This is a genomic window from Mycobacterium sp. E183 (assembly GCF_001667735.1).
GTDB lineage: Bacteria > Actinomycetota > Actinomycetes > Mycobacteriales > Mycobacteriaceae > Mycobacterium.
Window position 1 is genome coordinate 101195 of sequence record NZ_LZJN01000136.1, and the last position, 11756, is coordinate 112950.

Genomic DNA, 11756 nt, shown 5'->3' on the forward strand with positions numbered 1-11756 from the left:
GACTATGCATTACGTCGGATTGAGAATCACTTTGGTGCAGCGGTCCTCTTTGTTCTTGAAGATTTCGTAGCCATGGGGAGCCTGGTCGAGAGTCATATGGTGGCTGACGACAATGGTCGGATCGATGTCGCCGTTGCGAATACGCTCCAGCAGCGGGCGCATGTAGCGGTGGACGTGACACTGGCCGGTTTTGATGGTCAGCGACCGGTTCATCACCGCCCCGATGGGGAACTTGTCCATGAGGCCGCCGTACACCCCGATGATCGAAAGGGTGCCGCCATTGCGGCAGCTTGTATTGGCGGATCGATCGCCCATCGTCAGCTCTTTCTGCCTTGCGGCGAACTCATCTCGGGCAAAGTTGCTGCAAGACAGCTGCTTTGCAGGTCAACGGGCACCCGGCGCTGCTTGCCGGTGTTCGCGCCGCACACAAACACATACGGCCGGGCGCGCACGATGGGAGCCGGATACCCGGGCAGATACCGACCAAACGTGGGATTACTTCGCCGCGTCACGCAGCGCGGCAAGCAAAGGTTCGGCGGCCTCTTTCAGAAAAAGGTCTTGCGATTCGCCGCCGACCTGGACGAGGGCCACGTCGGTGAACCCGGCCTCCCAGTAGGGCCGGACGGCCTCGACGATCGCATCGAGGTCCGGCCCGCAGGGAATGGACTCCGCGACGTCTTCGGGACGGACGAACTGGGTCGCGCCGGCAAAACCGGCCGGCGTGGGGAGATCGGCGTTGACCTTCCATCCGCCGGCGAACCAGCGGAACTGGTCGTGAGCGCGTTCGATGGCGGTGTCGCGGTCGGGGTCCCAGCACACCGGGATCTGACCGACCACGCGGCCGCCGCCGGCGAGATTGGCGGCCTGGCGCGCGGCATGCCAGGCGTCGACGAGCTCCCCGTCGGGCTCGACCGCGATGAAGTGATCGGCCAGCCTGGCGAATCTCTCGATGCCCTTGTCGCCGGACAACGCCACCGCGATGGCGACGGGGACCTCGGGCACGTCCCACAGGCGCGCGGAGTCGACGTGGAAGTGTTCGCCACTGAAGTTCACCAGCTGGCCGCCGAACAATTCGCGGATGATCTTGATGGCCTCGCGCAGCATGTCCTGCCTGCGCTCGACGGTCGGCCAGCCCCTGCCCACGATGTGCTCGTTGAGGTTCTCGCCGGTGCCCAGGCCCAGGGTGAACCGGCCGTCGGACAGGATCTGCACGGTGGCGGCCTGCTGGGCGACCACGGCCGGGTGATAGCGCATCGTCGGGCAGGTCACGTAGGTGTAGAGGTCCACCCGTTCGGTGGCGTGCGCCACCGCGCCCAGCACCGCCCAGGCGTTGGGCGCATGCCCTTGTGAGGTCAGCCACGGGGTGAAGTGGTCGCTGCAGACCTCGAAGTCGAAACCGCACTCCTCGGCTGAAATAGCCTGCCGTACAAGGTCTTTGGGTCCACTCTGCTCGGTCATCAGAGTGTAGCCAAATTTCGTCATAGCTGTGGGGATACCCAGACACTCGCCCGCGTAACGCCGGGGCTGAAATTCGGCCCGGTAACCGCCCTGGCGTTACGCCGCTCCGCGCTCGCGGGCACGGCCGCCGGTTAACCCGCGGTGGTGATCGAGTCCCCCGTGACGCCGGCCGCCCGACGCGCCTCGAGCCGGCGCCTCTGCGGTTCGATCGTGTACCGCGGGTCGCGCGTCGACTCCAGGCCCGCCTCGAAGAAACCGAACCGCAGCATCGCGGACGCCGACAACAACGCCACGCCGGACAGGGCGGCGACGCCGCGATGTCCGCCGCCAAGCAATGCGCCCAAACCGCCCGCGGCGGCCAGTCGTTCGCTCCAGGCCAACAGCCGGCCGGGCCTGCCGCGGTGCAGCGGTTCCCTGGTCACCGGGTCCATCCGGTATTCCGTGAACCGCGCGGAGATCAGGTCACCGATCGCGCCGATGACGGCCAGCGTGCGGGCCGGGCCGGCCTCGGCGACCGGGGTGGTGATCATCGCCAATCCCGACGCGGCCAGGCTCGCCGAGCTGACGAACACGAACGGCAGGTCCCGGTAGGCGGCGTTCCACGTCGGGGTGGCGGTGTCGGTGAGCAGCACCGCGGTGTAGACGGCGAGCGGCGGCGAGAACACGGCGGCTTCCAATCCGGCCGGCCCCTCGACGGCGCGCAGAACGGGCCGCAACGGGCCCAACGGGATTCGCTCGCCGGTCATCCGGTCGACCTCGGAAACGGCGGCGACACCGATGCCGGCGCCGAACAAGCTGAGGATCCACGACCCGATGCTCATCGGCGAGGTCAGCTTGACCGTGCGCAGCATGTTGACGAAGCGCTCGGGACGGCCCAGGTCCTTCACCAGCGCGACCGCGCCCAGCATCACCGCGATCAGGGCGGACAGCCTTGTGTTGCGGCGCAACGTGTCCCGGCCGGTGAGCTGGGCGCCTGCCGCGAGCAGGCCCGAACCTCCCGCGACCCCGCCCAGGAACAGGTAGGCGGCGACTTCGTGCCCCCACGGCGCGGGCTTGACCACCGGACGCCCGTAGTACGAACTGAATTCGACCTCGGGGACCATCGGCATCTCGCGCGAGCCGTCGCCACCGCCCCGGCGGCCCACCCGCCTGCCCTTGCGGCGCTTGCCGCCCGCGGGTTCCGGGGGCCGCAGGCTGTCGAATTCCGAAGTGCTCATGGGTTTTTCACCGGTCCTTCCAGAAGGCGAGCGCTGCGGCGGCGAACATCCCCGCGGCGGCGACGCACGCCCTCTTGAACATCTGCGGCAGGTCGGCCGTGCACACGCGCGGGTCGGGCGGCAGGCCGTAGACCTCCGGCTCGTCGAGCAACAGGAAGATCGAGCCGGTGCCACCCACTCCGTCGTGCTCGTTGGCGCCGTAGAGGCGCGCCTCGGTCTGGCCCTGGGCGTGCAGCCGCGTGACCCGTTCTCGGGCCTCGATCACCAGATCGTCGTGGTCGCCGAACTTGATCGACGTGGTGGGGCAGGTCTGGGCGCAGGCGGGGATCTGGTCTTCGACCAGGCGGTCGTAACACAGCGTGCACTTCTGGGCGACCCCGGTGACGAACTTCTCGGCGGGACGATCGGGCCTGGTCGCGGGCGTCGCATACGTGCCGTCGCTGCGACGCTCCACCACGCCGAACGGGCATCCGGCCACGCAGGTGCCGCACCCGTTGCAGACGTCGTCCTGCACGACGACGGTGCCGAATTCGGTGCGGAACAACGCGCCGGTCGGGCACACGTCCAGGCAGCCGGCGTGCGTGCAGTGCTTGCACACGTCCGACGACATCAGCCAGCGGAATTCCGGGGTATCCGGTGGGCTGGTGTCCGGAGGCCGGGGGACGGCGGGCATACCCAAATCTGTTAGGGCGCGGCCGGATTCGCGCGCCTCCTCGATCCGATCGCGGCCCTGCTCGATGAACGCCACGTGCCGCCAGGTGCTGGCGCCCAGCGCTCCGGTGTTGTCATAGGACGACCCCAGCAGCTCCAGGTCGCCGTCGCGCGGGTTACGGTTCCACTCCTTGCACGCGACCTCGCAGGCCTTGCAGCCGATGCAGATCGAGGTGTCGGTGAAGAATCCCTTGCGCGGTCTGGGTTCCGCCCAGCCGGCGTTACTCGTCGGGTCGGTCGGTCCGCTCAGCTGACCCATCGGCTCCTCCTTCCCAGACGCCGTCGCTGATCCGCACGTTGCCGGTCTCGGTGGTGGCCCCCGAACGCGACTGATAGTCGGCAACCAGGCGCAGCAAGTCCTCGCCGCGCGGCCGCCGCCCGGGCCGGATGTCACACGAACCGGCTTTGGACTCCTGAATCTGCACGTTCGGGTCGAGCGTCACTCCGAGCAGGTCGTTGGCCGCGTCCCCGCTCACCACGGCGTCGCCACCGACGCCCCAGTGATACGGGAGCCCGATCTGGTGCACTGTGTGGCCGTTGATTACCAGCGGGGCAACGCGTTTGGTGACCAGCACCCGAGCCTCGATCGCCGCCCGGGGCGAGATGATGGTGGCCCACCCGTACGGCTCCAAGCCACGTTCGGCCGCCAACTCCGGCGAGACCTCGCAGAACATCTCCGGTTGCAGCTCCGACAGATAGGGCAGCCACCGGCTCATCCCGCCCGCGGTGTGATGCTCGGTGAGCCGGTAGGTGGTGAACACGTAAGGATACACATCGGATCCGGGCTCCCCGTCGCTCGGCGCGCTCAGATTTTCCTTGCGCGGGAACGTGATTCGCGACGGGTTGCGCTGCTGGGGGTAGAGCGCGTTGGTAACGGGCGACTCCTGCGGTTCGTAGTGCGTGGGCAGCGGCCCGTCCACCATTCCCTTCGGTGCGAACAGCCACCCCTTGCCGTCGGCCTGCATGATGAAGGGGTCGTCGCCGGCGAGCGCGTCGGGGCCTCCGACGTCGGGGTCGGGCCGGCTGCCGGGTGGCCGGTCCGCCACGAAGTCGGGCACGTCGTTGCCTACCCACCGCTGCTTTTCCTGGTCCCACCAGATGTAGCGCTTGCGCTCGCTCCACGGTTTACCGTCGGGGTCGGCCGAGGCCCGGTTGTAGAGGATGCGGCGGTCGGCCGGCCAGGCCCACCCCCACTCCGACTGGCCCGGGCTCGGACCACCGAGCGGCGCTCGGCGGGCGGCCTGGTTGACCCCCTCGGCGTACACGCCCGAATAGATCCAGCATCCGCACGACGTCGACCCGTCGGCACCCAGTTCGGTATACCCCGGCACGGGCTGGCCGGCCTTGGGGCCGCTCAGGTAACAGCCGCTGATCTCGGCCAGCACCGCGGTGGGGTCGGGCTCGCCGTGCTCGTCGGTGGGATAGTCCCAGGTCAGATCCAGCAGGGGGCGGTCGCGCGCGTCCGTGGAGCCGGCCAGCCGCTGGCGGATTCGCTTGCCCAGCTCGACGAAGAACTGCAACTCGCTCTGGCAGTCGCCGGGCGGCTCGACCGCCTTGTGCCGCCACTGCACCAAGCGTTGGGTCTGGGTGAACGAGCCGGCCTTCTCGACGTGCGTAGCCGCGGGGAAGAAGAACACCTCGGTCTCGATGTCCTCGGTCTTCAGCTCGCCCGAGGCGATCTCCGGACCGTCCTTCCAGAATGTGGCCGACTCGATCATGTTGAGATCGCGGACCACCAACCACTTCAGGTGCGACATGCCCATGCGCTGGAGGCGGCCGTGCGCGGATCCGACGGCCGGATTCTGGCCGAGCAGGAAGTAGCCGTCGACCTCGTCGTCGAGCATCGACATGACCGTTTGGTAGGTGCCATGCGGGCCGGAGAGCCGCGGCAGGTAGTCGTAGGCCCAGTCGTTGTCGGCGCGGGCGGCGTCACCCCACCACGCCTTGAGCAGGCTGACGATGTAGGTGTCCGCGTCGGCCCAGAAACCTTTCTGGTTCTTCGGTCCGACAGCTTCGATGTAGTCCCGGAAGGTGTCGTGCACACCGGCCTTGGGCATCGAGAGGTAGCCGGGCAGCAGGTTGAACAACGTCGGAATGTCGGTCGACCCTTGGATCGTGGCGTGCCCGCGCAGCGCCATGATGCCGCCCCCCGGGCGACCGACGTTACCGAGCAGCAGCTGCAGGATTGTCGCGGTGCGGATGAACTGGGCGCCGAGCGTGTGCTGGGTCCAGCCGACGGCGTACGCGAAGCAGGTGGCGCGCTCGCGCCCGGAGTTTTCGACGATGGAGCGAGCCAGGTAGTCGAAGTCCTCAGTGCTGATGCCGCACACGTCACGCACCATCTCCGGCGTGTAGCGCGCGTAATGTCGCTTGACGATCTGAAACACCGTGCGGGGGTGCTGCAGGGTCTCGTCGCGCTGCACGCGAGCGTGCGGCAGGGGTGGGCCGCCGCTACCGTGCGCATCGCCGGCAGCGCGAGCGGACGCGCTGGCGCCGTGCTCTTGATGGCGTTCGTCCTCTTCTTGACCGGCGTAGGCCCAGGTCGATGTGTCGTACTGCCCCGTCTCCGGATCGTAGCCGGAGAATAGGCCGTTCAAATCCTCTGTGTCCCGGTAATTTTCGTTGATCAGGGTGGCCGCGTTGGTGTACGCGACGACGTAGTCTTTGAACCACAGATCGCGAGAGATGACGTGGTTGATCAGTGCGCCGAGCAGCACCACGTCCGAGCCGGCCCGGATCGGAATGTGCTTGTCGGAGACCGCCGACGTCCGGGTGAAGCGCGGGTCGACGTGAATCACTTTGGCGCCGCGCGCTTTCGCCTCCTCGACCCATTGGAACCCGACGGGATGACACTCGGCCATGTTGGAGCCCTGGATGACGATGCAGTCGGCGTTGGCCATGTCCTGCAGTGTTTGGGTGGCGCCACCGCGCCCGAAGGAGGTCCCCAGACCGGGAACCGTGGAGCTGTGTCAAATACGAGCTTGGTTCTCGATCTGAATGGCGCCGGCGGCGGTGAAGAGCTTTTTGATGAGGTAGTTCTCTTCGTTGTCCAGTGTCGCGCCGCCAAGTGCGGCGATTTTCATGGTGCGCCGCAGCGGATGGCCTTTCTTGTCGATGTCCTGCCAGGCGTGGCGGCGGGCCTCGACGAAGCGGTCGGCCACCATGTCGATGGCGGTGTCTAGGTCCAGCGGCCGCCATTCGGTCGCCCGCGGCGCGCGGTAGAGCACGTGCAGCTGCCGGCCCGGCGAGTTCACCAGCTGCTCGCTGGCAGCGCCTTTGGGGCACAGGCGGCCTCGCGAGATCGGCGAATCCGGGTCGCCCTCGATCTGCACCACCCGCTCGTCCTTGACATACACCCGCTGCCCGCAGCCGACCGCGCAGTACGGACAGATGCTTTGCACCACCCGGTCGGCCGTCGTCGTGCGCGGCGTGACGGCGCGGGTCCGTTTCGAGGTGACCGCCGACCCGCGGCCGAGCTTGTCCCCCGACCGCAGCTGACGCACGACGGGCCACTCCAGGAAAAGCTTGCGCATAGCCATGGCCTCTACCCTAGTGCGCGCGCATGAAACCCCGCCGGCTCAACGAACCACGATCGTGTGCTCGCCGCGGGGCACCAGCTCACCGATCACGGTCGCGCCCGGAATCTCACCGGCGATCAGCAGCCCGCCCGACGTCTGGGCGTCGGCCAGCAGCAGGGCGTCCTCCTCGCCGACCCCGGACAAGTCGACGTGCGGGGCCACCCAGTCGAGGTTGCGTCGCGTGCCGCCGCTGACGTACCCCGCCGCCAGGGCCTCCCGCGCCCCGTCCAGATAGGGCACCGCCGCGGAATCGACGATGGCCGTCACCCCGCTCGCCCGCGCCAGCTTGTGCAGGTGTCCGAGCAACCCGAAACCCGTGATGTCCGTGGCGCATTCGATGCCGGCCGCCAGCGCCGCCGCGGATGCGTCGGCGTTCAGCGTGGTCATCACCTCGATCGCTTGCTCGAAGCGTTCGCCGGTGGCCTTGTGCCTGCTGTTGAGCACCCCGACGCCGAGCGGCTTGGTCAGTGACAGCGGCGCGCCGGGCTTGCCGGAATCGTTGCGCAGCAACCGCTTCGGGTCCGCGATCCCGGTGACGGCCAGGCCGTACTTTGGCTCCGGGTCGTCGACGCTGTGCCCGCCGGCGAGGTGGCAGCCGGCCAGGCCGCAGACGTCCAACCCGCCGCGCAGCGTCTCGGCCGCCAGCTCGAACGGCAGCACGTCGCGCGGCCAGCCCAGCAGGTTGACCGCCACCACCGGACGCCCGCCCATCGCGTAGACGTCCGACAGCGCGTTGGTGGCGGCGATGCGTCCCCAGTCGTAGGCGTCGTCCACCACCGGCGTGAAGAAGTCGGTCGTCGCGATCAGGGCCGTGTCGCGGTCGATGCGCACCGCCGCGGCGTCGTCGCCGTGGTCCAGACCCACCAGCAACTCACCGACCGGATCGCGCGGCGCGCTCACCCCCAGCCCGCGCACGATGTCCTCCAGCTCACCGGGCGGGATCTTGCAGGCACACCCGCCACCGTGGGCGTACTGGGTCAGTCGATAAGTCACGCGTCCATACTTGTCCCTATGGTCCGAGGAGGCGTGTCCGGTCTGGTGACCGGCGCGGTCTTCAAAACCGTCGAACGGCAGACGCTGCCGCTGGCGGGTTCGATTCCCGTCCGCCTCCGCCATACTTCTCCGAGCCAGGCATGAGCGACCCGCGCCGGCGGGTGCCGGGCACCGACACACTGCTGGCCGATCCGCGCCTGGCCGAAGCGCAGCGGGTGTTGGGCCGCGCCCTGGTCAAGTCCGTGATCGCCGAGGCGCAGCGGCGGGCGCGCGCCGGGGAGATCGAGCCCGAGCGCGTCGCCGAGCACGCCATCGCGGCGCTTCCCAGCACCGCGTCGAGCCTGCGGCCCGTCATCAATGCCACCGGAGTGGTGGTGCACACGAATCTGGGCCGGGCGCCGCTGTCACGGGCCGCCGTCGACGCGGTGGTCGCCGCGGCCGGGACCACGGACGTCGAGCTGGACCTGGCCACCGGCCGCCGCGGCCGTCGGGGGCGGGCCGCCCTGGCCGCGCTGGCGCGGGCGGTGCCCACCGCCGGCGGCGTGCACGTAGTGAACAACAATGCCGCCGCGCTGCTGCTGACGGCCTTGACGCTGGCGCCCGGCAAGGAGATCGTGCTCAGCCGCGGCGAGCTGGTCGAGATCGGCGACGGGTTCCGCATCCCCGAGCTACTGGCCAGCACCGGATCGCGGCTGCGCGAGGTCGGCACCACCAACCGCACCAGCCTGCGCGATTACGCGGAGGCGATCGGGCCGCAGACCGGCTTCGTCCTGAAGGTGCACCCGTCCAACTTCCACGTCACCGGGTTCACCTCGGCGGTGTCCGTCGCGGAGTTGGCGAAGCTGGGTGTGCCCCTGGTGGTCGACATCGGCTCCGGGCTGCTGTCCCCACACCCCGTCCTGCCCGACGAGCCCGACGCCACGTCGACGCTGCGCGACGGCGCCGACCTGGTCACCGCGAGCGGCGACAAACTCCTCGGCGGCCCGCAGGCCGGCCTGCTGCTGGGCGACGCCGAGCTCATCGAGCGGCTGCGCCGCCACCCGGCGGCACGCGCGCTGCGCGTCGACAAACTCACCCTCGCCGCGCTGGAAGCCACCCTGACCGGCCCGCCCCCGCCGGTGGCCGAGGCGTTGGTCGCCGACCTGAGCGGATTGCGGGCCCGCGCCGCGACTTTGGCCGCCGCGCTGCCGGGCGCCGAGGCGGTGGATTGCGTCGCGGCCGTCGGCGGCGGCGGGGCCCCGGACGTGCGGCTGCCCAGCGCCGCCGTGAGCCTGCCCGAGTCGTACGCCGCCGCCCTGCGCGCCGCCAGCCCACCCGTCGTCGGGCGGCTGGAGGCGGGCCGCTGCCTACTCGACCTGCGCACGGTGGCGCCCGAGGACGACGCGCTGCTGGCCGCGGCGGTGCGGGCATGTTCGTCCTAGCCACCGCCGGGCACGTCGACCACGGCAAGTCGACCCTGCTGCACCGGCTCACCGGCATGTGGCCGGACCGGCTGGCCGAGGAGCGGCGTCGCGGCCTGACCATCGACCTCGGCTTCGCGTGGACCGAGATCGGCGGCCGGCAGCTGGCGTTCGTCGACGTGCCCGGGCACGAACGGTTCGTGGCGAACATGCTCGCCGGCGTCGGCGCGGTGCCGGCGGTCGTGTTCGTCGTCGCCGCCACCGAGGGCTGGATGCCACAGTCCGACGAGCACCTCGCCGCGCTGCACGCCCTCGGGGTCCGCCACGGGCTGCTGGTGATCACCAAGGCCGACCTCGCCGACCCCGGCCGGGCCATCGAGCAGGCGCGCGAGAAACTCTCCGCCACCTCGCTTGCCGACGCTCCCGTCGCGCTCGGCACCGACCTGGAGCGGGTTCGCGCGGAGCTGCTGGCGCTCACCGACCGGCTGCCGGTCCCGGACCCGGACGCCGACGTGCGGCTGTGGGTGGACCGGAGCTTCACCGTCCGGGGCGCGGGCACCGTCGTGACCGGCACCCTGGCCGCCGGCACGGTACGGGTCGGCGACGAGCTGGAGCACGCCGGTGAGCGGGTGACGGTTCGCGGGGTGCAATCGCTGGGCCGCGACCAGGCGGCGGTCGGGCCGGTGGCGCGCGTCGCGCTGAACCTGCGCGGAGTCGACCGCCAGCACATCGGTCGCGGCGACACCGTCCGGACGCCGGGCGTATGGCTCGATGCGACGGAGATTGACGTCGGGTTGCGGTCGGCGGGGGCGCTGCACCGGCAGCTGGTGCTGCACGTGGGGTCCGCGGCCGTGCCGGTGCAGGTTCGTCCGCTGGGGGCGGGCTCGGCCCGGCTGCGGCTGGCGAGGCCCCTGGCGCTGCGCGTGGGGGATGTCGGGCTGTTGCGCGACGCGGGCGAACACCGGATCGCGGCGGGGATCGAAGTGCTCGACGTCCGGCCGCCTGCGCTGCGTCGTCGGGGCGCCGCGCGGGAGCGGGCGGCGGAGCTGGCGACCGGCCGGGCTCGCCCGCCCGCCTGCGCGCGGGCGGCCGAACTTCGGGCGATGGGCCTGCCGCCGGTCGGTCAGCGGGTGGGCGACTGGGTGGTGGATCCCGAGTGGTGGGCCGGGCGGCGCGAGCGTGCGACCGCGGCGGTTCGGCTCTGGGCGGCTGACCACGACGTCGCGGCGGGGATGCCGCTGGAGACGCTGCGGCAGCAGGCCGGGGTGCCCGCGGCCGAACTGTTGCCGACGCTGCTCGAGGGCACCGGACTGCAGGTGGCCGACGGGGTGGTTCGTTCGCCGGGTGCGGGCCTGCCGGCCCGCGTGGACAAGGCCGTTCGGACCGTCGAGGAGTGGCTGGCCGCCGAGCCCTTTCGGGCACCGGACGCCGACGAACTGGCCGAGCTCAAGCTCGGACCCCGGGAACTGGCCGCGGCGGTGCGCGCCGGGCGGCTGGCCCGGATCGCCGACGGCGTCGTGCTGGGGGCCGGCGCGCTGGAGCGGGCGACGGGCATCCTCGCCGGGCTGCCGCAGCCGTTCACCGTCAGCGACGCGCGCCGCGCGCTGGGCACCACCCGGCGGGTGGCGGTCCCGCTGCTGGAGCAGCTCGACGCCCGCCGCGTGACCAGGCGGGCCCCGGACGGCACCCGGGTGGTGCTGGCTACAGCCGCTCCTTGACCGCCGCCGACAATCGGGCTCCGTCGGCCTTGCCGGCCGCGATCGCGGTGGCCGCCTTCATCACCAGGCCCATCTGCTTCATGCTCGGGCGCTCGCCGATCTCCTCGGCGACCTGGGCGATCGCCGTGTCGGCGACGTCGGCCAGTTCGGCCTCGGTGAGCGGCGTCGGCAGATATTCGTCGATGATCCGCGCCTCGGCGTGCTCGTTGGCGGCGAGCTCCCCGCGGGCGTTCTGCGTGTAGATCTCCGCCGATTCGGCCCGCTTGCGGGATTCCCGTGCCAGCACCTTGATCACCTCGTCGTCGGAGAGATCCCTGGCCTGTTTGCCGGAGACTTCCTCGGTTTGGATCGCGGCGAGCAGTAGGCGCAGGGTCGCCGTGCGCAGCTTGTCCTTGCTCTTCATCGCGTCGGTCAGGTCGGCGCGCAGCCTGGATTTGAGTTCGGCCATGCCAGAGACGCTACGCGCCGACCGCCTGGCCATGATTGAGAAATGCCCGGACCACCGACAGGATGGAGCCCATGACGAACGACGGGCCCGCCCGCAAACAACGCGGAACACGGTGACCGCGCCGCCGCCTGGCTATCCGGTTGGCCCGCCACCGGGTTACGGCCCCCCACCGCAGGGCCAGACCGAACAGGGGCAGCAGGCGCCCACGGATCCTGGCCCACGTCTCGCCGAAC

Annotated in this window: 9 protein-coding genes, 1 tRNA gene and 1 pseudogene; 3 read left to right on the forward strand and 8 right to left on the reverse strand. The window is 70.5% G+C overall.

All coding sequences use genetic code 11. The features are described from left to right. Positions 1 to 9: 9 nt before the first annotated feature. The 6 genes from A5691_RS15110 to selD all read right to left on the reverse strand — a co-directional run bounded on the left by A5691_RS15110 (position 10) and on the right by selD (position 7957). On the reverse strand, positions 10 to 315 hold the full coding sequence (locus A5691_RS15110; RefSeq protein ID WP_068015844.1) for a hypothetical protein: 306 nt from the start codon (positions 313 to 315) through the stop codon (positions 10 to 12). A 180-nt stretch (positions 316 to 495) separates the two neighbouring features. Next, positions 496 to 1482 carry an LLM class F420-dependent oxidoreductase gene (locus tag A5691_RS15115; RefSeq protein WP_068015843.1) on the reverse strand — a complete coding sequence of 329 codons (987 nt, stop codon included), beginning with the start codon at positions 1480 to 1482 and terminating at the stop codon, positions 496 to 498. Between the two features lie 107 nt (positions 1483 to 1589). Beyond that, the gene (nrfD, locus tag A5691_RS15120) at positions 1590 to 2675 is read right to left on the reverse strand and encodes an NrfD/PsrC family molybdoenzyme membrane anchor subunit (RefSeq protein WP_067754240.1); all 1086 of its coding nucleotides are present in this window, start codon (positions 2673 to 2675) and stop codon (positions 1590 to 1592) included. Between the two features lie 7 nt (positions 2676 to 2682). After that, positions 2683 to 3645, reverse strand: a complete 963-nt coding sequence (locus A5691_RS15125) for a 4Fe-4S dicluster domain-containing protein (protein WP_068015842.1) — start codon at positions 3643 to 3645, stop codon at positions 2683 to 2685. Continuing rightward, positions 3608 to 6925 carry a formate dehydrogenase gene (gene fdh / locus A5691_RS15130; protein WP_197696190.1) on the reverse strand — a complete coding sequence of 1106 codons (3318 nt, stop codon included), beginning with the start codon at positions 6923 to 6925 and terminating at the stop codon, positions 3608 to 3610. The genes A5691_RS15125 and fdh overlap by 38 nt, the downstream gene beginning before the upstream one ends. Positions 6926 to 6964: 39 nt before the next feature. Next, the gene (selD, locus tag A5691_RS15140; RefSeq protein ID WP_068015837.1) at positions 6965 to 7957 is read right to left on the reverse strand and encodes a selenide, water dikinase SelD; all 993 of its coding nucleotides are present in this window, start codon (positions 7955 to 7957) and stop codon (positions 6965 to 6967) included. 27 nt (positions 7958 to 7984) lie between these two features. On the opposite strand from selD, the gene A5691_RS15145 reads away from it, so the two are divergent. From A5691_RS15145 to A5691_RS15155, 3 genes are all read left to right on the forward strand, one after another. Then, positions 7985 to 8079, forward strand: a tRNA-Sec gene (locus A5691_RS15145). Positions 8080 to 8097: 18 nt separating this feature from the next. Then, entirely contained in the window at positions 8098 to 9378 is a 1281-nt protein-coding gene (gene selA, locus A5691_RS15150) for an L-seryl-tRNA(Sec) selenium transferase (RefSeq protein ID WP_068015834.1), read from the forward strand. After that, positions 9366 to 11075, forward strand: a complete 1710-nt coding sequence (locus A5691_RS15155; protein ID WP_068015832.1) for a selenocysteine-specific translation elongation factor — start codon at positions 9366 to 9368, stop codon at positions 11073 to 11075. The genes selA and A5691_RS15155 overlap by 13 nt, the downstream gene beginning before the upstream one ends. Here the strand turns inward: A5691_RS15155 and A5691_RS15160 are convergent. Beyond that, positions 11059 to 11523 carry a GatB/YqeY domain-containing protein gene (locus A5691_RS15160; protein ID WP_068015829.1) on the reverse strand — a complete coding sequence of 155 codons (465 nt, stop codon included), beginning with the start codon at positions 11521 to 11523 and terminating at the stop codon, positions 11059 to 11061. The two genes, A5691_RS15155 and A5691_RS15160, sit on opposite strands and share 17 nt — an antisense overlap. Positions 11524 to 11533: 10 nt before the next feature. Then, a pseudogene (locus tag A5691_RS28665) lies at positions 11534 to 11756 on the reverse strand (hypothetical protein); the annotation flags it as partial.